Here is a 21,758-nt window from a genome sequence, read left to right as displayed (position 1 = left end):
CCCTAATCGACAGGGAGCAGTCCATGACGGCGTCAAACATGACCGCTTCAAATCAGGCCCGCACGGAGCAATCCCCTGCGAAACCGGACGATGTCCACTGCCCGCCGATGACACATCAGAATTCCGGCAGTCACGGGCATGAAATGTACCCGCAGCAATTCGTCCGCCTGGTCGGCTGCCATGAGCCTCTCGATGCCTTGCGCAAGCGTCAGGATGAGCGGCTGCACTAAGCCGATCACGTCCGCTGCTTCGGCGAGTCCTTCGGCAGGTCAATTCGCTCGTGTGAGAATTCTGGCGGGCCTTCGGTGAGGCGGCGGATGCGGCGCTCGCGTTCGTCCTCCGGCAATGCGGGATCGAGCAGCGTCTCGATCTCGTGGACTGCGATCTCTTCGATCCTGGTGGCGTCCGATTCGAGCGGGTGCACCGGCGTGAGGATCGGGGATGCGGTCTTCAGGCCCAGCTCGATCAGCTTGCAGATCGCATCCGAGCGGGTCAGCTGATGAGATTCGGCCCAGGCGTCGACGGCCGCCGTCAGTCTTTCGGGCATCTTCACGGCGCTGATCGGAGCGATGCCCGTGCGCCGCCTGACCGGAGAGGTGGAGTTCCTTGTTGCCGAAGTCGGGCACCTCGATCATCCCATGCAACCCTTGGAGCCGACCGACGATAGCCGTTCTCCCCGGGCCGTCGTTTGATGCCGATCAATGACTCCGCCGCGGCATTGCAGCGGGGCCGTATCTTGTTGTCCGGGTCGGTTTCGGCCAATGATTGAATTTGGGGGCGCCGTTCGGCGAACCCGGATCGATCCTGCCACGTATTTGCTTCGTACTCCAACCATCCGGCAACCCCGATGACCTCAGGCGAATCCTTCTATGGCGGCATTCCCGTCTTCCGAGGCTTCACCAGCCTGATGGACCCGGCGCTGTATTCGCCGCTGCCGGAGGACTGGAGCATCGGCATTGCCGACATCGTCGATTCGACCAGGGCGATCGCGGCGCAGCGCTACAAGGCAGTCAACATGGCCGGAGCCGCCGTGATCGCGGCGGTGACGAATGCGTTGGGAGGGCGCGAATTCCCCTTCGTGTTCGGCGGCGACGGTGCCGGCTTCGCGGTCGCGCCCCATGATCTGGAACTGGCCCGTGCGGCGCTGGCTGCAACCGCGACCTGGGTGCGGGAGGATCTCGATCGGAGGATGCGCATCGCGCTGGTGCCGGTCAGCGCCATCCGTGCACGGGGCCTTGACGTGCGCGTCGCCCGTTTCGGTCCGTCGCCGAACCTGTCCTACGCGATGTTCTCCGGCGGCGGGCTTGCCTGGGCCGATGCCGCGATGAAGCGCGGCGAATTTGCGGTCGCCGAGGCGCCCGCCGGGACGCAGCCCGATCTGTCCGGCCTGTCCTGCCGCTTCGAGGTGATGCCGGCCTCGCGCGGACTGATCCTCTCCGTGCTGGTGATGCCGGCGCGCGACGCCGATCCGCGTGCCTTCCGCAAGGCGATCGAGGACGTCATTCACCTGGTCGAGCGCAGCCCGGATGGCGCTCGTCCGGTGCCGCCGCAGGGGCCGCCGCTGAAATGGCCGCCGCAGGGGGTGGATTATGAAGCCTGCACCAGGCGCGGAGGTCCGCTGCTCGTGCGCCGCGCGGGGGTGCTGGCCTATACGCTGTTCGCCTATCTGATCATGCGCTTTGATCTCAAGGTCGGCGGCTTCGTGCCGAACGTCTACAGGCGCCAGGTGGTCGAAAACTCCGATTTCAGGAAATATGACGACGGCCTGCGCATGATCCTCGACTGCACACCGGAGCTCGAGCGCGCCCTCAGCGATCGTCTCGCCGCGGCCGCGCGAGCCGGCATCGTGCGTTACGGCCTCCATCGCCAGGACGCCGCCATGATGACCTGCTTCGCGCCGTCGGCGCTGCGCAGCGATCACGTCCACTTCATCGATGGGGCGCGGGGCGGGTATGCCTCGGCCGCGACGGCGCTGAAGGCGATGACGGCGGCTGCGGCCTAACGCCCCGTGCGCGTCCAGGTCTCGCCGCCGCAGAGCGCGCCGACGCAGCCTTCGACCCGCAGCGAGTCCGCTGATATCAAGCTGATGTTGCTGGCATAGGTGCTGCCGTCGTCGGCATTGTAGATCTGGCCCGACCATTTGTTCGGACCTGCGGACTGCATGTCGCTGAACAATGGCAGGCCGATCATCGGACGTCTTGCGAGCGCGGGATTGGGATTCTTGCTGTCGGTGGCGGGCTGACCGGTCGAGGTGTCGTAGGGCTGGCGCAGCCAGACGATGTGGCCGCAGATGCCGCCACCGCATTTGCTGATCTTGACGCGCGCATCACCGGCCTGCGTGAGCCATGTCCCGTCGGCGTTCTGCGCACGAGCGATAGATGCGCCAAGCAGCAGGGCGAGGAGGACGATGAGAGCTGCGAATCTGGAAATCATGGAGAGGGCGCCCCCGAAAATGGAGCGCCTCAATAGCAGCCCGGCAGGATTGTGCAACGCCGGCCGGAATCACATTCCTGCGTTCATTTCGTGCTCACCTGCCTGCGCTCACTTGCCCCATCGCACGAACGCGACCGAGGCCGCGGTCGACAGCCCGAACACCACCATGGCGCCGCCGACCAGTGCGAACAGGGTCCAGGCCGGAGCTTGCGCAGTCATGAGTCCGACGCCGCCGATCGCGACGATCAGGAGCCGCGCCGTCGAGGCGAGCACGGGCCCGCCGACACGCGCCGCGCCCTGTGACGAGAAGTATAGCGATACGCCCATGCCGAAGAACACGAAGGTCGGACCTGCCCAGTGGAAATAGCTGTGCGCGGCGGCGGTGACGCCGGGATCCCGCGTGAAGAGCCCGACCCACAGCGACGGCGCGAGCGCGACGGCGAGGCCGATCAGGCCGACCGTGAGTCCGGAGGCCGCAGCCGCCGTCCAGGCCACACGCCGCGCGCGCTTCACATGTCCGGCGCCGATCGCTATGCCGACCATCGGGACCGAGGCGATGCCGAAGGCGAAGGTGATCGGGATCAGCAAGAATTCCAGCCGCGATCCGATGCCATAGCCTGCCAGCATCTCGGTGCCGAAGGTCGCGAGGATTTTTGTGAAGATCAGGATGGTGAGCACGGTCTGGAGCGGCGACAAACAGGCCACCGCGCCGACCTTGAGGATGTCCAGGAACATCGCGCGCTCGAAATGAAACGCGCGGATATCGAGCGGCAGCCGGCTGCGCCCGGACAACAAATACCAGAGGAAGAAGATCGCCGCGCAGCTGAACGCGATCAACTGGCCGCTCGCGACACCCGGCATGCCGAATTGCGGCACGCCGAACAGGCCGAGCCCGAGCGTGCCGCCAAGCACGATCTGGAGCACGCTCGCTCCGATCAGAATCATCGAGGGCAGGCGCATGTCGCCGGTGCCGCGGATCACCGAGGCCAGCGTGTTGACGAGCCAGATCGCGACCGCGCCGGAGAACAGCACCTGCGAATAGCCGCTGGCTTCCTCGAGCACCTGCTCGCGCCCGCCGAGCAGCGCGAAGAAGGAGCGGCCGAAGACGAGCATCGTCACCGTGAAGAACAGCCCGCCGCAGAGGCCGATGATGGCGGCATGCAGCGCCAGCGTCGCGGCGCGGTCGCGATCCCCCGCCCCGAGCGCGCGGCTGATCGCGGAGGAGACGCCGCCGCCCATCGCGCCCGCGCTCATCATCTGCGTCAGCATCGCGAACGGAAACACCAGTGCGATCGCAGCGAGCGGAATGGTGCCGAGCCGGCCGATATAGGAGGTCTCGGCAATGGCAACCAGCGTGCTGCCGACCATCGCGATCATGTTGGGAATCGCGAGTTGCAGCAGCGTCGGCAGGATCGGCGCGGTCAGGAGGCTGGCGATGGGAGAGGCGACCGGCGCAACCGGCGGGACGGCGTCTGCTGGGGCGTCGATCGTCATGTTCACCGGGCGGAATATTAAATGATGGCCGACATATTATAGAGCGTGCGGCAGCCGGCCAGCCCTCGCTCACGCAGGGCTCACCACGGCAGGCCGCATAGGTCGATCGTGCCCAGCGTCGGGGCGCGGACGATGTTGAAGACGTAGGGCGCCATGTGGGTGAAGCGGATCCGCCCCTCCGGCTGTTCGCAATAAACCTCTCCCTTGAAGGGCAGCCAGCTCCGGGTCTCGTAGAACGAGAAATTGTGCGGCTCGCAAAACAGCAGCGCGAAGCGAACGGCCTCGTTGGCGCGCATGGTGTGAACGGCCGCGTCGATCGCCACGGTCGCATAGCCGCGGCCGCGCCGGTCCTCGCGGGTGCAGACCCCGCCGATGCCGCCGATATGGACCTTCTGCCCGTTCCAAGTGACGGTCCGGAAGTAGATGCCGACATGGCAGACCAGGCCGTCCTCGGGGGTCTCGATCAGGACGCGCAGATCCGCATTGGCCCATTTGACGTGAGCCCAGGGCTTGTCCGCGATCGTCTGTGGTCCCCAGACCGCCTGATGCAGCGGCTCCGCAATCGGCCACGAGGCGTCGCCGTTCAAAATGTCGATCTCAATGCTCATGGTTCTGTCTTTCGCAACGTCGGTGCGCAGGGCATTCGTTCTGCCATAAGCGCCTCAAAGGCAATGATATTTTGCATCGAGCCACCAGGACTGCGGAGATCTTCGCGTGCTGCGACGATTTTATGCAATCGAGCCAAGCGTCCTCGCCGCGCGTTTTCGAAATTCTGAGGTATTTAACGGCCACGGAACCTTCTATAAGGGGTGACCGTTAGAACTCGTTCCCCACCAGTTGCGGACAAGAACCCATGACCTTTACGCTGCCCCCACTCCCTTACGCCTATGACGCCCTCGGCCAGTACATGTCGAAGGAGACGCTGGAATATCACCACGACAAGCATCATCAGGCCTACGTCACCAACGGCAACAACGCGCTCAAGGGAACCGAATGGGAAGGCAAGTCCCTTGAAGAGATCGTCAAGGGCTCGTTCGGCAAGAACCCTGCGGTGTTCAACAATGCCGGCCAGCACTACAACCACATCCACTTCTGGAGCTGGATGAAGCCCAATGGCGGCGGCACCAAGCTGCCGGGCAAGCTCGAGAAGAAGATCAACGAGGACCTCGGCGGCTTCGAGAAGTTCAAGACCGACTTCCAGGCGGCCGGCGTCGGCCAGTTCGGCTCCGGCTGGTGCTGGCTCCAGGTCAAGAACGGCAAGCTCGAAATCTCCAAGACCCCGAATGGCGAGAATCCGTTGGTGCACGGCGCCACCCCGATCCTCGGCTGCGACGTCTGGGAGCACTCCTACTACATCGACTATCGCAACCGTCGCCCCGACTATCTCAAGGCGTTCGTCGAGAACCTCGTGAACTGGGAATACGTGGAGTCCCTGTTCGAGAAGGCCTAAGTGTCATTCCGGGGCGCGCGAAGCGCGAGCCCGGAATCCATTTATCCGTTCGGGTGACGCCCGATGGATTCCGGGCGCGGCGCTGATGCGCCGCCCCGGAATGACAAAGAGGCGGTCGCATCTGCGGCCGCCTTTTTTGCTGTGCGGAATTGCCCTGCACGGGGCGCGTATCGACCTGTGATCGTTCCGTTTGCAACGCCCGGCCGGCGCTCCTAATCAGAACGGGCATCCCCTCGATCCGACCCGAGCCCGTTGTCAGAACCTTCCCCGAAAGACCCGGCGCCTGCCGAGGACGCAGACTCCGAGCCGCGGCCGGGGCGCGTGCGCAAGCCGATCGGCTGGTCGACCATCATCATTGCGGTCCTGGTGGCGGTGAGTGCGGGACTGGTCTGGCGGCGTGACGGTGCCGACGGCGTCCTCGACATTCTCACCCACGATCTCTCGCTGTTCGGCGGCATCCTGCCGCGCGTGCTGGCTGGTTGCCTGCTCGGCGCCTTCATCTCCGAGATCCTGCCTCACGAGAAAGTCTCGCGCTCGCTGGGGCCGAAATCCGGCCTGATGGGTCTTCTGATCGGCACCGCCTTCGGCGCGATCCTGCCGGGCGGCCCCTTCACCGCCTATCCCGTGGCGAGCGCGCTGCTCGCGGTCGGCGCCGATTTCGGCGCCACCATCGCCATGGTCGTGAGCTGGACCCTGATCGGCTACGGCCGGGCGGTCGTCTGGGAGATCCCGATCATGGGCACCGACTTCACGCTGTGGCGGATCGTCATCTCGCTGCCGCTGCCGGTGCTGGCGGGTGCCCTCGGCCGCTTCGTCTATGTCAGGCTCTATCCGAGGCCGCTCGCGAAGGACGACGAGAATTGAGCGCGGCGCTTCTGATCGACATCCTGTTGTGGGGCTCTGTGCTGGGCGTCGGCCTGATCGCGTTCCGCCGCGGCCCTCCCGTGTTCATGGCCTCGCTCCGCGAAGGCTCGATGGACTTCATCAACATCGTGCCGCGGATTGCGCTGGGCGTGATCGGCTCCGGCTACATCGCCGCCATCATCCCGCAGGAGGTGATCACCGGCTGGCTCGGGCCGGACAGCGGCTGGCTCGGGGTCGCAACCGCCGTGGTCGCCGGCGCGGCCACGCCCGGCGGTCCCGTGATCGGCTTCTCCATCGGTACGGTGGCGCTGAAGTCCGGTGGCGGGGTACCCCAGGTGGTTGCTTATGTCGTCGCCTGGGCGCTGTTCGCCTTTCAGCGCGTGATCTTGTGGGAAATCCCGTTCATGCCGGCCCGTTTCGTCTGGTTCCGCTGCGCCGTATCCGTGCCATTCCCGTTCGTGGCCGCCGTGATCGCGATGGTGATCGGCAAGCCCTGAGCCCGGCGTGGACAGCGCGAGTGTTATAATATAACGTTCTCGGCATGGTTCCCGCCGCATCCCGCGCCCAGCATCATGACCATGTCCAGGGCCACGCCCTTGGCTACGGGCATTCGCATGGGCACGACCACAGCCATGCCCATGTTCATGATGCGACGTCTCCGCATCCGGCCCAGGCGGCGCGCTGGTCGATCCTGCGCATGACCGTGGCAGGCCGCCTCGCGGCCGCGGCCGCCGTTTGTGCCGTGCTCTGGGGCATCGTTTTTCTGGCGATGAGGTGAGGATGGCGGCGCTGCATTTCCACAACGTCACGCTGGGCTATGACCGTCATCCGGCGGTGCACCATCTCAGCGGCGAGGTCGCCCCGGGTGCGCTTGTCGCGGTGATCGGCCCGAACGGCGCCGGCAAGTCGACCCTGCTGCGCGGCATCGTCGGCATCCTCAAACCCCTCGCGGGCAGCATCCATCTCGGTGGTCTCGATGCCCGCGACATCGCCTATCTGCCGCAGAGCGCGGAGATCGACCGCAGCTTCCCGATCTCGGTGTTCGACTTCGTCGGCACCGGGTTGTGGCGCGCGACCGGTCTGTTCGGTGGCATCGGCAGGGCTGCCCGCGAGAAGATCCTGGGCGCGATCGCATCCGTCGGCCTCAATGGATTCGAGAACCGCCCGATCGGCACGCTCTCGGGCGGCCAGATGCAGCGCGTGCTGTTCGCGCGCGTGCTGCTCCAGGATGCGAGCCTGATCGTGCTCGACGAGCCCTTCAACGCCATCGACACCAAGACAACGGCCGACCTGCTCGCGCTGGTGAAACAATGGCATGGCGAAGGCCGCACCGTGCTCGCCGCGCTGCATGACATGGAGATGGTGCGCAACCATTTCAGCGACACGCTGGTGCTGGCGCGCGGCCCCGTGGCATGGGGCCCGACCGCGGAGGTGCTGACGCCGGAAAACCTGATCGTCGCGATGCGGATGTGCGAGGCCTTCGACGACAGCGCCGCCGCCTGCGCGGCCGATGATGTCAGCTCACGGGCGGCTTGATATCCGATGATCCATGACGTGCTGATCGGTCCGTTCACCGAATTCGAGTTCATGCGGCGGGCGCTCGCTGCCGTGATCGCGCTGGCGCTGGCGGGCGCGCCGATCGGCGTATTCCTGATGCTGCGACGGATGAGCCTCGTCGGCGATGCCATGGCGCACGCGATCCTGCCCGGCGCGGCCGTCGGATTCCTGCTCTCGGGCCTTAGCCTGTTCGCGATGACGGCCGGCGGCCTGATCGCCGGCTTTGCCGTCGCGATCCTCGCCGGCGTGGTCGCCCGCTCGACCGGGCTGAAGGAGGACGCGTCGCTTGCGACCTTCTATCTGGCCTCGCTTGCGCTCGGCGTCACCATCGTCTCGATCAAGGGCACGAATATCGACCTGCTGCACGTGCTGTTCGGCAACATCCTTGCAATGGACGATCAGACGCTGCTGGTGGTCGCCTTCAACGCCACCGTGACGCTGCTGGTGCTCGCGGTGATCTATCGCCCGCTGGTGATCGAGAGCGTCGATCCCTTGTTTTTGCGCACCGTGAGCCGCGCCGGCGGCCCCGCGCATCTCGCCTTCCTCGCGCTCGTCGTCATCAACCTCGTCAATGGCTTTCAGGCGCTCGGCACGCTGCTTGCGGTCGGACTCATGATCCTGCCCGCGGGTACCGCCCGGTTCTGGTCGCGCGATCTGACCACGATGATCTGCATCGCCGTCGTTGCCGCCGCGGTCTCGGGCTATGCGGGGCTCGTGCTGTCGTTCCAGACCCGTGTGCCGTCAGGCCCGGCCATCATCCTCGTGGCGACGATGCTCTACATCGTCTCCGTCCTGTTCGGCCGCGTCGGCGGCATCGTCCGGCAACTGTTTCCCGGCCGGCACCTGGAAGCATGACGATGCGACTCATCCTTCTTTGTGCGCTGTTGCTGATCGCCGCGCCGCTGCATGCCGCCGAGCGGCTCAACGTCGTCGCGAGCTTCTCGATCCTCGGCGATTTCGTCCGCAACGTCGGTGGTGACCGCATCAATCTGACGACGCTGGTCGGCGCGGACGGCGACGTCCATGTCTACACGCCGGCCCCGGCCGACGCGAAGCGGGTCGCGGATGCAAGGCTCGTCATCGTCAATGGACTCGGCCTCGAGGGCTGGCTGCCGCGTCTCGTCCAATCCTCCGGCAGCAAGGCAACGGTCGTCGTTGCCAGCGCCGGCATCGCGCCTCTGAAGCTTGGCTCAGCCGCGGATCCCCACGCCTGGCAGTCTGTCCCGAACGCCAGGATCTACGTGACCGACATCGCCAATGCGTTGGCCGCCGCCCTCCCGGCTGAGGCGGACTTCTTCCGCACCCAGGCCAAGGCCTATCTGGAAAAGCTCGAAACGCTGGACCGCGATGTCCGCGACGCCGTGGCGAAGATCCCGCCGGAGCGGCGCAAGGTGATCTCCACCCACGACGCTTTCGGCTATTTTTCCGCCGAGTACGGTATCCGGTTCATCGCCCCCCTGGGCGTCTCCACGGAAACCGAACCCAGCGCGCGCGACATCGCGGCCATCATCAGCCAGATCAAGGCCCAGAAAATTCCGGCTGTGTTCCTGGAAAATATCAGCGACGACCGCCTGATCCGCCGGATCGCGGCCGAGAGTGGCGCCAAGGTCGGCGGGACCTTGATTTCGGACGGTTTGACCGGCGAAAAGGGGCCTGCACCCACTTACATTGACATGGTCAGGCACAATATAAAGGCCCTGACCAGCGCGCTTGACCATTAGGCAGGGGCCACCCCGCCTCGCGTCGCGCGACAAGCCCGAAGTCCGGAGTTGTTATGTCTGAAGCGACCTCCCAGAAGATTCCCGTGACTGTCCTGACCGGCTATCTCGGTGCCGGCAAGACCACGCTCCTGAACCGCATCCTGTCCGAAAACCACGGCAAGAAATACGCCGTCATCGTCAACGAATTCGGCGAAATCGGCATCGACAACGACCTCATCATTGGCGCCGATGAGGAAGTATTCGAGATGAACAATGGTTGCATCTGCTGTACCGTGCGCGGCGACCTCGTCCGCATCATGGACGGACTGATGAAGCGCAAGGGCAAGTTCGACGCCATCATCGTCGAGACCACGGGTCTCGCCGATCCGGCGCCGGTCGCCCAGACATTCTTCGTCGACGAGGACGTGCAGAAGAACGCGCGGCTCGACGCGGTCGTCACAGTCGCCGACGCAAAGTGGCTGTCCGACCGTTTGAAGGATGCACCCGAGGCCAAGAACCAGATCGCCTTTGCCGACGTGATCGTCCTGAACAAGACCGACCTCGTCTCCAAGGGCGAGCTCGCCGAGGTCGAGGCCCGCATTCGCGGCATCAACCCCTATGCGAAGCTTCACCGCACCGAGCGCTGCTCGGTCGCCCTGGCCGACGTGCTCGACCGCGGCGCGTTCGACCTCGACCGCATCCTCGACATCGAGCCGGACTTCCTGGAGGCCGACGATCATGACCACGACCATGATCATCACCATCACGGCCACGACCATCACCACCATGATCACGGCCACGGCCTGAAGCACTATCACGACGAGGAGATGCAGTCGCTCTCGCTCAAGACCGACAAGCCGCTCGATCCGAACGTGTTCATGCCCTGGCTCCAGAACCTGGTGCAGGTCGAGGGCGGCAAGATCCTGCGCTCCAAGGGCATCCTCGCCTTCCACGACGATGATGACCGCTACGTCTTCCAGGGCGTCCACATGATGCTGGAGGGCAACCACCAGCGGAAGTGGAAGGAGGGTGAGCCGCGCGAGAGCCGCCTCGTCTTCATCGGCCGCGAATTGCCGGAAGAGGCCATCCGCAAGGGTTTCGAGAGCTGCATCGTCTCGTGATGAAAGAGTTCACGCCGCCTCCCGATTCCGCCTCGATCGTCTCCGTCACCGACCGCGTCAAGCCGATCGCGCTCGGCATGGCCGTGACCTCGGTGCATTTCCTCGGCCCCCGCGCTGCCTTCGTCGGTGGCGAGGAGAATGTTGCGTTCGTCGATGGCAAAGGCGAGATCGCCACGGTTGCCGTGCACAGCGGCGGCATTCTCTCGACCGCGTCCGACGGCAAGCGCCTCGTGATGGGCGGCGACGACGGCAAGGTCGTCTCGCTCGATGCCAAGGGCGAGGTGACGCTGCTCGCCACCGACCCGAAGCGGCGCTGGATCGATGCGGTGGCGCTGCACGCCGACGGTGCCTTCGCCTGGTCGGCCGGCAAGACGGCCACCGTCAAGAGCGGCAAGGCCGAGGAGAAGTCGCTCGAGGTGCCCTCGACCGTCGGCGGCCTTGCCTTCGCGCCGAAGGGCCTGCGGCTCGCGATCGCGCATTACAACGGCGTGACGCTGTGGTTTCCCAACATGGCGGGATCAGCCGAATTCCTGCCCTGGGCCGGTTCGCATCATGGCGTCAGCTTCAGCCCGGACAACAAATTCCTGGTCACCGCGATGCACGAGCCGGCGCTGCATGGCTGGCGGCTTGCCGACAACCGGCACATGCGCATGACCGGCTATCCCGGCCGCGTCCGCTCGATGTCCTGGAGCGCGGGCGGCAAGGGGCTGGCGACCTCGGGGGCCGACACCGTCATCGTATGGCCGTTCGGCAGCAAGGACGGCCCGATGGGCAAGGAGCCCGCAATGCTCGCCCCGCTGCAGGCGCGCGTGTCGGTCGTCGCCTGCCATCCGAAGAATGATATCCTCGCCGCCGGCTACAGCGACGGCACCGTGCTGATGGTACGCCTGGAGGATGGCGCCGAGATCCTGGTCCGCCGCAACGGCACGCCCCCTGTCGCCGCGATCGGCTGGAATGCGAAGGGCACGCTGCTGGCTTTCGCCGATGAAAATGGGGATGGCGGCCTGCTGGAGCTTTAATCTGTCATCGTTCTGGCCGTATAGGTGGCCATGCGGTTTCTGACGACCTTCCAGCTTGCCGACTTCGGCGACACGCTGATCAGCCTGACCACGGCCTTCGTGCTGGGAACGCTGATCGGCGCCGAGCGGCAGTACCGCCAGCGCACCGCGGGCTTGCGCACCAACGTGCTGGTCGCGGTCGGCGCGGCCGCCTTCGTCGATCTCGCCATGCAGCTGGACGGCGCCGATGGCGCGGTGCGGGTGATCGCCTATGTCGTCTCCGGCATCGGCTTCCTGGGCGCCGGCGTCATCATGAAGCAGGGCATGGACGTGCGGGGGCTCAACACCGCGGCGACACTATGGGCGTCGGCCGCAGTGGGCTCCTGCGCCGGTGCCGACATGATTGCGCAGGCGGCCGCGCTGACAGTCTTCGTCATCGCCGGCAACACCATGCTGCGCCCGCTGGTCAATGCCATCAATCGCATTCCCATGAACGAGAAGACCTCGGAGGCGACCTATTACTTCAAGCTTGCGGTTGCGGCAGACGCTCTTCCGGATATGCGCGACCGGCTCGTCGAGAAGCTTGAGGCCGCGAAATATTCGGTGGCCGATATCGACGTGGCCGAAATCGGCGAGGACGTTCTCGAGATCGCCGCACGGCTGGTTGCGACCGCGGTCGATCCGAACGAGCTGAACGCGGTGGCGACAGATCTCCAGCATTTGCCGGGCGTGCGCCACGCCACTTGGGAGGTCAGCACGACCGATTGAGCGCGGCGTTTTGGCGCGCAAGGGGCGGGTTCCCGCTTCTTCGGCCCTGGAACCGGCGGGCCTCGGTTTCGTTGATTCCGCGGACAAAGGCGGTGATCGATATGCCCGGCCAAGGTGAGAAGCGCAGACTGAAGCTCGATCTGACAATTGCCGGCGCGTTGTTCGCAGCAGGCGTCGTGGTGTCGGTGATATCCCTCGCGCAAATCCGCGCCGAAAGCCGGATGGAGCTGGCCCAGGCGACGCAACCGCTCCAGGGCACTCCGCCCGACGATCAGAACAGGACGCCCGCGGAGTCGAAGCCCGGCGGTGACCGGCCGACCACGCCGGCCCCTGAGCCCGCGCGACCGGATTCCCAGACGCAGGGTGCTGCCACCAAGCCGGCCTTGCCGCCGGCGCCGGCCGAGAAGATCGCGCCGCCGATCAAGGAGAAGTAGAAGAAGCTCGCAGTGCAGCGTCATGGCCGGGCTTGTCCCGGCCATCCACGTTCTTGGAGCCGCACGAAGTTGGTTCGTGAGTGCCCGGGACGAGCCCAGGCATGGCGGCTTGGTTGTCACCGCACCAGAACGTTCCGGAACTGCCAGGGATCGCTGGTGTCGATGTCTTCAGGAAACAGTCCAGGACGATCAGTCAGCGGCGTCCAGTCGGTGTAGAAGCCCTTCACGGGGCCAAGATAGGGCATCTGTATTTCGAGCAGGCGATCGAAATCCATCTCGTCGGCTTCGACGATGCCTTCGTTCGGGTTCTCCAGCGCCCACACCATGCCGCCGAGCACGGCGGAGGTCACTTGCAGGCCGGTGGCGTTCTGATAGGGCGCGAGCTTGCGGGTCTCTTCGATCGAGAGCTGCGAGCCGAACCAGTAGGCGTTCTTGTCATGGCCGAACAGCAGCACGCCGAGTTCGTCGATGCCGTCGACGATCTCGTTCTCGTCGAGGATGTGGTGCTTTTCCTGCATCTTCCCGGCGCGGCCGAACATTTCATGCAGCGATAGCACGGCATCATCAGCCGGATGGTAGGCGTAGTGGCAGGTCGGCCGATAGACCGCCGTGCCGGCTGCATCGCGCACGGTGAAGTAATCCGCGATCGAGATCGACTCGTTGTGGGTGACGAGGAAGCCATATTGCGCGCCGCGGGTCGGGCACCAGGTGCGCACGCGCGTGTTGGCGCCGGGCTGCATCAGGTAGATGGCGGCGCCGCAGCCGGCTTCGTGGCCATGTGCATTCTCGGGCATCCATTTCTCGTGGGTGCCCCAACCGAGTTCGGACGGCTGCATGCCTTCCGACAGGAAGCCTTCCACCGACCAGGTGTTGACGAAGACATCGGGCTCCTTCGGCGTCTTGGAACGCTGGGTGTCGCGCTCGGCGATGTGGATGCCCTTGATGCCGGCCTGTCGCATCAGATCCGCCCACTCCGCCTTGGTCTTCGGCCTGGGAGCATTGAGCTTCAGATCAGCGGCGACATTGAGCAGCGCCTGCTTGACGAAGAAGGAGACCATGCCAGGGTTGGCGCCGCAGCAGGAGACGGCCGTCGTCGAGCCCGCCGGGCGCGCCTTCTTGGCGGCCAGGGTGGTTTCGCGCAGGGCGTAGTTGGAGCGCGCTTCGGGCCCCTTCGAAGGATCGAAATAGAAGCCGAGCCAGGGCTCGTTGACGGTGTCGATGTAGAGAGCGCCGAGCTCGTTGCAGAGCTCCATGATGTCGGTCGAGCCGGTATCGACCGACAGATTGACGCAAAAGCCCTGGCCGCCGCCCTCGGTGAGCAGCGGGGTCAGCACCTCGCGATAATTGTCCTTGGTCAGGCCCTTCTGGATGAACCTGACATTGTGCTTCTCGCAAAGCGCCTTGCGGCCCTCGTCCTTGGGATCGACCACGGTGATGCGCGACTTGTCGTAGTCGAGATGCCGTTCGATCAACGGCAATGTGCCTTTGCCGATGGAGCCGAAGCCGACCATGACGATGGGACCGGTGATCTTCGCGTAGATCTGCGAAGCGGGGCTCATGGGATGGTTTCTCCGGAAAGTGCTGGCAGACAAAAGGGTGGGGTGGATCAGGCGCTGCGGCGCTTGTCAGATGCTGCGGCGCTTGGCGGTGACTTCGATCTCGACCTTCATCTCGGGCTTGGCGAGGGCGGTGACGACAAGCAACGTCGCAGCCGGCCTGATGTCGCCGAGAACCTCGCCGCAGACGGCGAAGTGGTCATCGATGTAGCTGGCGTCGGTGACGTAGTAGGTCGCACGAACGATATCGGCCATCTCGAATCCACCCTCCTTCAGGGCGGCTTCGATGGTCTTGAAGCAGTTGCGTGACTGGCTCGTGGCATCGGCCGGCATCGTCATCGTCGTGTAGTCATAGCCGGTCGTTCCCGCGACGAAGGCGAACTCGCCGTCGATCACAGCGCGGCTGTAGCCGACGGTCTTCTCGAGGGGCGAGCCGGTGGAGATCAGGCGACGGGACATGGTCATGGGCCTCGACGGATGCGGTGTTTCGCGGGGTTAAAGGGCGTTTCTCGCGCCTGCGCAACCCCAAAGGAAGCCAGCGCAGGCACGGCCGTGCGCTGCCGCTCAGTACTACTTCGCTCTTCGCTATAAAGGCGATCTCTCAGGCCGCGTGCGCCTGGAGGGCGCGAACCGCCCTCCGTTTGGGCAGGGCCGCGCCGGTCGGGACGATCATCCCTTCCGCGCCATCGAGCGCACCATCGGTGAATTCGACCGCCAGCAGGCGGTCGCGCTCGAACGGGCCGGGCAGCGAGAGCTCGCCGGTCTTCTCCGCCGAGAAGCCGAAGCGGACGTAATAGGGCGCGTCGCCGAGCAGGATCAGGGCGGCATGCCCGCGCGCCCGGGCGGCGGCCAGCGCTTGATGCATCAGCGCGGCGCCAATCCCGAGCTCGCGGCAGGCAGGGTCGACCGCCAGCGGTCCGAGGACCAGAGCGGGCCTGCCTCCGGCGCTGACATGCCACAGCCGCACGGTTCCCACGAGCTTGCCCTCGCGCACGGCGGCCAGCGCGAGGCCGGCGGCAGGTGCGCGCCCGTCGCGCAGGCGCTGGCAGGTGCGGCCGTGGCGGGTCTCGCCAAAGCAGGCATCGAGCAGCGCTTCACGCGTCGCGACGTCGGCAGCGCGCTCGTTGCGGATCGCGAACGGAGCGGCTTTCGAAGAGAGGGCGATCTGTGGCTTCCGAGGAGCAGTCATGGCACGTCAGTCCTCGCTCGAATCCGTGCGTCAGGGGCACGCGGATTCGCGCGTCGTCAGAATGGCAATGTCAGGAAGGGAGCCGGCGGACCGGCTCCCGGGTTCGTCAGGCCTCAGACAGGGAGGCGGATCAGATGTGGTACGTCTTCAGCGGCGGGATACCGTTGAACGCCACCGACGAGTAGGTCGACGTATAGGCCCCGGTGCCTTCGATCAGCACCTTGTCGCCGATCTCGAGCGTGACGGGAAGCGGATACGGGTTCTTCTCGTACAGCACGTCGGCGCTGTCGCAGGTCGGACCTGCGAGCACGCACGGCGTCATGTCCGCGCCGTCGTGACGGGTGCGGATGGCGTAGCGGATCGACTCGTCCATGGTCTCGGCAAGACCGCCGAACTTGCCGATGTCCAGGTAGACCCAGCGGACCTCGTCCTCGTCGCTCTTCTTCGAGATGAGCACGACCTCGGATTCGATGATGCCGGCGTTGCCCACCATGCCGCGGCCCGGCTCGATGATGGTCTCCGGGATCTGGTTGCCGAAGTGCTTGCGGAGCGCGCGGAAGATCGAGCGGCCGTAGGTCACCACCGGCGGCACGTCCTTCAGGTACCTGGTCGGGAAGCCGCCGCCCATGTTGACCATGGACAGGTTGATGCCGCGCTCGGCGCAGTCGCGGAACACCTGCGAGGCCATCGCCAGCGCGCGGTCCCACGCCTTCACCTTGCGCTGCTGCGAGCCGACATGGAACGAGATGCCGCACGGCTCCAGCCCCCGGCGCTTGGCGAGATCGAGCACCTCGACAGCCATCTCCGGGTCGCAGCCGAACTTGCGCGACAGCGGCCACTCGGCGCCGGCGCAGTCATAGAGGATGCGGCAGAACACCTTCGCGCCGGGGGCGGCACGGGCGACCTTCTCGACCTCGGCGGCGCAGTCCACGGCGAACAGCCGGATGCCGAGCGCGAAGGCGCGCGCGATGTCGCGCTCCTTCTTGATCGTGTTGCCGAAGGAGATGCGGTCGGGCGTCGCACCCGAGGCCAGCGCCATCTCGATCTCGGCGACGGTCGCGGTGTCGAAGCAGGAGCCCATGGAGGCGAGCAGGGCCAGCACTTCCGGCGCCGGGTTCGCCTTGACGGCGTAGAACACGCGGCTGTCCGGCAGCGCCTTGGCAAAGCTCTGGTAGTTGTCGCGCACGACCTCGAGGTCGACGACGAGGCACGGCTCGGTGTCGAGGCCATCCTTGCGGCGGTTGCGCAGGAATTCCTGGATACGTTCGGTCATGGCACTCTCCCAAACGGCCCAGCGACGGGCCCGTTCAAAACATGACGCCGGATAAGAGTGCTCTGGCCGGATCGCGCGATGGAGGCGCGACGAAGCCACGAGACTCAAACCAGACTGTGCTGCCGTGGATTGGTTGGGAGTGTTCCCGCCCGCACACCTGGCAATGAAGGACAAGCCTTTTCAGTAGCCCGCGCCGGCGTTGGACTGCCGGTAGAGACCAAAAAAGCCCGATCCGTCGTTGCTTTAAGTCGCGTCCCCCGTTGAGAGCGGGGTGCGCCGGTTCGCCTCCGGCTGCCAGTCACGGTTGCAAAGAGTAAAGTCACCTTCGACATGGCACCTCTTTGAGAGAGATGCTGGGCGCTCCGGGTTTGCTCTGTCGTCCGACCTTCGGTCTTCCGACTTCTGCACTTCCGAAGAGCCCCTCGGCTTCTTCACCCCTTGGCGGCTGTCCGGCCTCTTGTCCGGATACCTACCGACTGACACACGACCACAGGCACGTGCGAAATTGGGCAAATCCGCACATAAGCGTTTTGACTCTGCTTCGCAAGAATTTTTTTAGGCTGGCAACCGAATTGCCTAACATCTGCTTGCGCAGTGTTGCGCGAGCGACGCGGAAGATGAACGCGCGTTAAGCTTCATCGTGCAGCGCGCGCGTCTGTCGCGCGTGAGCGTCAGCCGCGCTTCGTGAACGGCTCGACGCGCTGCGCTCCGCGGATGAACGCGGTCATCACCAGCACGCCGAGTGCGAACAGCACGGCCTGGAGGATGTGGGCGCCCTGGTCGCCGAGCCCGAACAGGATCGCGAGCGCCCAGCCGCCGGCAAAGGCCGCGCCGAACACCTCGGCGCCGATCAGGATGGCGGCGCTGATGACGGTGATGACGCTCGGCCAGGCGATCTGACGGGAAGATGAAGAAGGCGCGTTCATGAGCTCAGGATCCGTAGCTTCGAAGGGGCGCAATCTCCCCGAAAAGGCGGCCGGGAGCAAGGGCAAATGGCCCAAAAAAGCCCCATCGCGTGCTATAGCTGGCCGCAACAATCGAGCCACGAATTCGGGACTTGTGATGTCAGAAACCCGCCAAACTACGGACGCCGAGACCAACCCGCTGCTGAAGGCCTGGACGACGCCATTTGCGACCCCGCCCTTCGACGAGATCGAGCCGGAGCACTTCCTTCCGGCGTTCGAGCAGGCCTTCGCCGACCACTCCGCCGAGATCGCGGCGATCATCAACGATCCGGCGGTGCCCGACTTCGCCAACACCATCACGGCGCTGGAGCGCTCGGGCAAGCTGCTGAGCAAGGTCGCGGCGGTCTTCTACGACCTCGTCTCGGCGCATTCCAACCCGGCCATCCTGGAGATCGACAAGGAGGTCTCCTTGCGGATGGCGCGGCACTGGAATCCGATCATGATGAACGCCGTGCTGTTCGGCCGCATCGCCCAGCTGCACGAGAACCGCGCCGATCTTGGGCTCACGCCCGAGCAGCTTCGCCTGCTCGAGCGCACCTACACCCGCTTCCACCGCTCCGGCGCCGGTCTTTCGGAGGAGGCCAAGGCGCGGATGGCCGAGATCAACGAGAGGCTGGCCCAGCTCGGCACCGGCTTCAGCCACCATCTGCTCGGGGACGAGCAGGAGTGGTTCATGGAGTTGGCGGAGGCCGACCGCCAGGGCCTGCCGGAGAGCTTTGTCGCCAGCGCCAAGGCCGCGGCAGAAGAGCGCGGCATGGAAGGCAAGGCCATCGTCACGCTGTCGCGCTCCTCGGTCGAGCAGTTCCTGAAGAGCTCGGCGCGGCGTGACCTCCGCGAGAAGGTCTACAAGGCCTTCATCGCGCGCGGCGACAACGGCAATGCCAACGACAACAACGCGACCATCGTCGAGATCCTGAAGCTGCGCGAGGAGAGCGCCAAGCTCCTGGGCTACCCGACCTACGCCGCCTACCGGCTCGAGGACTCCATGGCCAAGACGCCGGATGCGGTGCGGAGCCTGTTGGAGCGGGTGTGGAAGCCGGCGCGGGCCCGCGCGCTCGCGGACCGCGACGAGATGCAGGTGCTGATCACGGAAGAGGGCGGTAATTTCAAGCTCGCGCCCTGGGACTGGCGCTTCTATGCCGAGAAGCTGCGCCTTCAGCGCGCCAATTTCGACGACGCCGCGATCAAGCCTTATCTTGCGCTCGACAACATGATTGCCGCCGCATTCGACTGCGCCACGCGCCTGTTCGGCGTTACCTTCGAGGAGCGCAAGGATGTTCCGGTCTGGCACCCGGACGTCCGGGTCTGGGAGATGAAGGGCAGGGACGGCAAGCACAAGGCGCTGTTCTATGGGGACTACTTCGCCCGGCCGTCCAAGCGCTCCGGCGCCTGGATGACCTCGCTGCGCGACCAGCAGAAGCTCGACGGCGAAGTCGCGCCGCTCGTTCTCAACATCTGCAATTTTGCCAAGGGGGCCGGCGGCGAGCCTTCGCTGCTGTCGCCCGACGATGCCCGCACCCTGTTCCACGAGTTCGGCCACGGCCTGCACGGCATGCTCTCCAACGTGACCTACCCCTCGCTGTCGGGCACCTCCGTGTTCACCGACTTCGTCGAGCTGCCCTCCCAGCTCTACGAGCACTGGCAGGAACGGCCCGAGGTGCTGCAAAAGTTCGCCCGCCATTACCAGACCGGCGAGCCGCTGCCGGACGAGCTGCTGCAACGGTTCCTTGCCGCGCGAAAATTCAACCAGGGCTTCGCCACGGTCGAGTTCGTCTCCTCGGCGCTGGTCGACCTCGAATTCCACACCCAGCCGGCCGCCGCCGCGCAGGATGTCCGCGCCTTCGAGAGACGCGAGCTGGAGAAGATCGGCATGCCCGAGGAGATCGCGCTGCGGCACCGGCCCACGCAGTTCGGCCACATCTTCACCGGCGATCATTATGCCGCGGGCTATTACAGCTACATGTGGTCGGAGGTGATGGACGCCGATGCCTTCGGCGCCTTCGAGGAGGCCGGGGACATCTTCGATCCTGCCGTGGCAAAACGCCTGCACGACGACATCTATTCGCGCGGCGGATCGGTCGATCCCGAATCTGCCTACGAGGCCTTCCGCGGCCGCCCGCCCGAGCCCGACGCGCTGCTCCGCCGCCGCGGCCTGCTCGACGACGCAAAGGCGGCCTGATGGAGATGCGCACTCTTTACGGATGGCTGCTCGCCGCCATCCTCACGCTTGCGGCGGGAGCGGCGCAGGCGCATCCGCATGTCTGGATCACCGCGACCAGCGAGCTGCTCTACGCGGCGGACGGCAGCATCACCGGCGTGCGCCATGCCTGGACCTTCGACGACATGTTCTCGGCCTATGCGGTGCAGGGACTCGAGAGCAAGACCAAGGGCGCCTATACGCGCGAGGAGCTGACGCCGCTGGCGCAGACCAATGTCGAGTCGCTGAAGGAATATGCCTACTTCACCTTTGCGCGAGCCGACGGCAAGAAGGAAAGATTCCAGGAGCCGGTCGACTACTTCCTCGACTACAAGGACACGGTGCTGACCCTGCACTTCACGCTGCCGCTGAAGAACCCGGTCAAGCCTAGGCAATTGGTGCTCGAAGTGTTCGACCGCTCCTTCTTCATCGACTTCCAGATGGCCAAGGACAATCCGGTCAAGCTGGTCGGTGCGCCCGCGGGCTGCCAGATGAAGCTGGAGCGACCGAACGACGGCACCGCGAGCGCGCAGAAGCTGAACGAGCAGACCTTCCTGAACGGCGAGAACTCGAATTTCGGCATGATGTTCGCCAACAAGATCACGGTGGATTGCCCTTGAAGCCGCAACTCTCTCCGCTTGCGCGCGGGCTGCTCGCCTGCACCGCCGTTCTGCTTGTCGCGGCCGTGGCCGATGCCGCGCTCCATGATCTGCTCGCGCAAAATCCGTTCGGCGCGCCGCGACCGGCGCAGGCGGCCCAGCCTGAGGCCGGCGGCGTCATCGGCTGGCTGCTGGCAAAGCAGTCGGAATTCTATCGGCAGATGTCGGCGACCATCAGGGCCGCGAAGTCGGACGGCTCGGCGGTGTGGACGCTGCTGTTCATCTCGTTTGCCTATGGCATCTTTCACGCCGCCGGTCCCGGCCACGGCAAGGCGGTGATCGCCTCATACCTGGTCGCCAACCGCGAGACCGCGCGGCGCGGCATTGCGCTGTCCTTTGCCTCGGCCCTGATGCAGTCGCTGGTGGCGATCCTCATCGTCGGCATTTCGGCCTGGATCCTGAATGCGACCGCAAAGACCATGTGCAAGGCGGAAGGGGTGATCGAGATCGCGAGCTACGCCCTGATCGCGCTGTTCGGCCTGCGCCTGGTTTGGGTCAAGGGCGGCACCTTCATCCGCGCGCTTCAGGCCGCCCAGCCGGTGCCGGCGATTGCGGGCGTGCCGCACCATCATGATCACGATCATCACCATCATCGTGATGTCCATGCTCATCGTGACCACGATCACGGGCAGGATCACCACCATGGCCACAGCCACGCTCATCATGACCACGGGCATGGTCACGTCCATGACGAGCATTGCGGCCATTCCCACGGCCCCACTCCCGGCGAGCTGGCCGGGCCCGGTGGCTGGCGGCGCGGGTTCGCTGCGATCCTGACCGTCGGCATCCGTCCCTGCTCGGGCGCGATCCTGGTCCTGGTGTTTGCGCTGGCGCAGGGCCTGTTCTGGGCTGGCGTCGCCGCAACCTTCCTGATGGGTCTCGGCACCGCGATCACGGTCGCGGCCATCGCGATCGTCGCCGTCTCCGCCAAGGACATCGCCGCCCGCCTCAGCGCCGGGCGCGACGGCGGCGGTGCCCTCTTCATGCGCGGCATCGAATTCGGCGCCGCCGGCCTCGTGCTGCTGTTCGGCGTCGGCCTGTTGTTCGGCTACATCGCCGCCGAACGGACGACGTGTTTCTGAATTCTTCCCCTCTCCCAC

Annotated in this window: 25 protein-coding genes; 16 read left to right on the top strand and 9 right to left on the bottom strand. The window is 65.5% G+C overall.

The window, feature by feature from the left end; translation table 11 throughout:
• Positions 1 to 23: 23 nt before the first annotated feature.
• Positions 24 to 230, top strand: a complete 207-nt coding sequence (locus ABIF91_RS11825) for a hypothetical protein (RefSeq protein WP_035671707.1) — start codon at positions 24 to 26, stop codon at positions 228 to 230.
• Between the two features lie 5 nt (positions 231 to 235).
• Here the strand turns inward: ABIF91_RS11825 and ABIF91_RS11820 are convergent, their stop codons facing one another.
• Entirely contained in the window at positions 236 to 547 is a 312-nt protein-coding gene (locus ABIF91_RS11820) for a hypothetical protein (RefSeq protein WP_424579360.1), read from the bottom strand.
• A gap of 300 nt (positions 548 to 847) precedes the next feature.
• On the opposite strand from ABIF91_RS11820, the gene ABIF91_RS11815 reads away from it, so the two are divergent.
• Positions 848 to 2,002 (top strand): DUF3095 domain-containing protein, encoded by a 1,155-nt coding sequence (locus tag ABIF91_RS11815; RefSeq protein ID WP_424579167.1) that lies wholly within the window; start codon positions 848 to 850, stop codon positions 2,000 to 2,002.
• Here the strand turns inward: ABIF91_RS11815 and ABIF91_RS11810 are convergent.
• The 3 genes from ABIF91_RS11810 to ABIF91_RS11800 all read right to left on the bottom strand — a co-directional run bounded on the left by ABIF91_RS11810 (position 1,999) and on the right by ABIF91_RS11800 (position 4,535).
• A complete protein-coding gene (locus tag ABIF91_RS11810) occupies positions 1,999 to 2,433 on the bottom strand; it encodes a DUF2147 domain-containing protein (RefSeq protein ID WP_028179177.1) in 435 nt (144 codons plus the stop codon). The two genes, ABIF91_RS11815 and ABIF91_RS11810, sit on opposite strands and share 4 nt — an antisense overlap.
• A 108-nt stretch (positions 2,434 to 2,541) precedes the next feature.
• Entirely contained in the window at positions 2,542 to 3,927 is a 1,386-nt protein-coding gene (locus ABIF91_RS11805; RefSeq protein ID WP_028179178.1) for an MATE family efflux transporter, read from the bottom strand.
• A gap of 80 nt (positions 3,928 to 4,007) precedes the next feature.
• The gene (locus ABIF91_RS11800) at positions 4,008 to 4,535 is read right to left on the bottom strand and encodes a GNAT family N-acetyltransferase (protein WP_028179179.1); all 528 of its coding nucleotides are present in this window, start codon (positions 4,533 to 4,535) and stop codon (positions 4,008 to 4,010) included.
• A gap of 245 nt (positions 4,536 to 4,780) precedes the next feature.
• Between ABIF91_RS11800 and ABIF91_RS11795 the strand changes: the two genes are divergently transcribed.
• From ABIF91_RS11795 to ABIF91_RS11745, 11 genes are all read left to right on the top strand, one after another.
• Positions 4,781 to 5,377, top strand: coding sequence for a superoxide dismutase (locus tag ABIF91_RS11795; protein WP_027573470.1), 597 nt, complete (start codon positions 4,781 to 4,783; stop codon positions 5,375 to 5,377).
• Between the two features lie 252 nt (positions 5,378 to 5,629).
• Entirely contained in the window at positions 5,630 to 6,241 is a 612-nt protein-coding gene (locus ABIF91_RS11790; RefSeq protein ID WP_028179180.1) for a permease, read from the top strand.
• The gene (locus tag ABIF91_RS11785; RefSeq protein WP_028179181.1) at positions 6,238 to 6,738 is read left to right on the top strand and encodes a hypothetical protein; all 501 of its coding nucleotides are present in this window, start codon (positions 6,238 to 6,240) and stop codon (positions 6,736 to 6,738) included. Before ABIF91_RS11790 ends, ABIF91_RS11785 begins: the two co-directional genes overlap by 4 nt.
• A gap of 44 nt (positions 6,739 to 6,782) precedes the next feature.
• Positions 6,783 to 7,019, top strand: coding sequence for a hypothetical protein (locus ABIF91_RS11780; RefSeq protein ID WP_035671698.1), 237 nt, complete (start codon positions 6,783 to 6,785; stop codon positions 7,017 to 7,019).
• Positions 7,020 to 7,021: 2 nt separating this feature from the next.
• Positions 7,022 to 7,777 (top strand): metal ABC transporter ATP-binding protein, encoded by a 756-nt coding sequence (locus tag ABIF91_RS11775; protein WP_028179182.1) that lies wholly within the window; start codon positions 7,022 to 7,024, stop codon positions 7,775 to 7,777.
• Positions 7,778 to 7,783: 6 nt separating this feature from the next.
• A complete protein-coding gene (locus tag ABIF91_RS11770; protein ID WP_028179183.1) occupies positions 7,784 to 8,653 on the top strand; it encodes a metal ABC transporter permease in 870 nt (289 codons plus the stop codon).
• A 2-nt stretch (positions 8,654 to 8,655) separates the two neighbouring features.
• Positions 8,656 to 9,519, top strand: coding sequence for a metal ABC transporter solute-binding protein, Zn/Mn family (locus ABIF91_RS11765; protein ID WP_028179184.1), 864 nt, complete (start codon positions 8,656 to 8,658; stop codon positions 9,517 to 9,519).
• A gap of 53 nt (positions 9,520 to 9,572) precedes the next feature.
• Entirely contained in the window at positions 9,573 to 10,619 is a 1,047-nt protein-coding gene (locus ABIF91_RS11760; protein ID WP_028179185.1) for a CobW family GTP-binding protein, read from the top strand.
• Entirely contained in the window at positions 10,619 to 11,638 is a 1,020-nt protein-coding gene (locus ABIF91_RS11755; RefSeq protein ID WP_028179186.1) for a WD40 repeat domain-containing protein, read from the top strand. The genes ABIF91_RS11760 and ABIF91_RS11755 overlap by 1 nt, the downstream gene beginning before the upstream one ends.
• A 30-nt stretch (positions 11,639 to 11,668) precedes the next feature.
• Complete coding sequence (locus ABIF91_RS11750; RefSeq protein ID WP_028179187.1) at positions 11,669 to 12,385, top strand: MgtC/SapB family protein; 717 nt, start codon at positions 11,669 to 11,671, stop codon at positions 12,383 to 12,385.
• 101 nt (positions 12,386 to 12,486) lie between these two features.
• On the top strand, positions 12,487 to 12,819 hold the full coding sequence (locus tag ABIF91_RS11745; protein ID WP_028179188.1) for a hypothetical protein: 333 nt from the start codon (positions 12,487 to 12,489) through the stop codon (positions 12,817 to 12,819).
• A 116-nt stretch (positions 12,820 to 12,935) separates the two neighbouring features.
• Here the strand turns inward: ABIF91_RS11745 and ABIF91_RS11740 are convergent, their stop codons facing one another.
• From ABIF91_RS11740 to ABIF91_RS11720, 5 genes are all read right to left on the bottom strand, one after another.
• On the bottom strand, positions 12,936 to 14,378 hold the full coding sequence (locus tag ABIF91_RS11740) for a homospermidine synthase (RefSeq protein ID WP_028179189.1): 1,443 nt from the start codon (positions 14,376 to 14,378) through the stop codon (positions 12,936 to 12,938).
• Positions 14,379 to 14,444: 66 nt separating this feature from the next.
• Complete coding sequence (locus ABIF91_RS11735) at positions 14,445 to 14,834, bottom strand: RidA family protein (RefSeq protein WP_028179190.1); 390 nt, start codon at positions 14,832 to 14,834, stop codon at positions 14,445 to 14,447.
• A 142-nt stretch (positions 14,835 to 14,976) separates the two neighbouring features.
• On the bottom strand, positions 14,977 to 15,564 hold the full coding sequence (locus ABIF91_RS11730; protein ID WP_028179191.1) for a GNAT family N-acetyltransferase: 588 nt from the start codon (positions 15,562 to 15,564) through the stop codon (positions 14,977 to 14,979).
• Positions 15,565 to 15,694: 130 nt separating this feature from the next.
• A complete protein-coding gene (locus ABIF91_RS11725; RefSeq protein ID WP_028179192.1) occupies positions 15,695 to 16,837 on the bottom strand; it encodes a type III PLP-dependent enzyme in 1,143 nt (380 codons plus the stop codon).
• A 671-nt stretch (positions 16,838 to 17,508) separates the two neighbouring features.
• Positions 17,509 to 17,763 carry a hypothetical protein gene (locus ABIF91_RS11720; RefSeq protein ID WP_028179193.1) on the bottom strand — a complete coding sequence of 85 codons (255 nt, stop codon included), beginning with the start codon at positions 17,761 to 17,763 and terminating at the stop codon, positions 17,509 to 17,511.
• 136 nt (positions 17,764 to 17,899) lie between these two features.
• Here ABIF91_RS11720 and ABIF91_RS11715 point away from each other — a divergent pair, with 136 nt between their 5' ends.
• Genes ABIF91_RS11715 through ABIF91_RS11705 form a run of 3 tightly spaced genes read left to right on the top strand, consistent with a single transcriptional unit; the run spans position 17,900 to position 21,740 of the window.
• Positions 17,900 to 19,981, top strand: coding sequence for a M3 family metallopeptidase (locus tag ABIF91_RS11715; protein ID WP_028179194.1), 2,082 nt, complete (start codon positions 17,900 to 17,902; stop codon positions 19,979 to 19,981).
• Complete coding sequence (locus ABIF91_RS11710) at positions 19,981 to 20,619, top strand: DUF1007 family protein (protein WP_028179195.1); 639 nt, start codon at positions 19,981 to 19,983, stop codon at positions 20,617 to 20,619. The genes ABIF91_RS11715 and ABIF91_RS11710 overlap by 1 nt, the downstream gene beginning before the upstream one ends.
• Entirely contained in the window at positions 20,616 to 21,740 is a 1,125-nt protein-coding gene (locus ABIF91_RS11705) for a nickel/cobalt transporter (protein WP_028179196.1), read from the top strand. The genes ABIF91_RS11710 and ABIF91_RS11705 overlap by 4 nt, the downstream gene beginning before the upstream one ends.
• Positions 21,741 to 21,758: the final 18 nt, after the last annotated feature.

The organism is Bradyrhizobium sp. USDA 241 (assembly GCF_049739505.1).
Taxonomy (GTDB): Bacteria; Pseudomonadota; Alphaproteobacteria; order Rhizobiales; family Xanthobacteraceae; genus Bradyrhizobium; species Bradyrhizobium liaoningense.
This window is presented reverse-complemented; position numbering and strand designations above follow the sequence as displayed.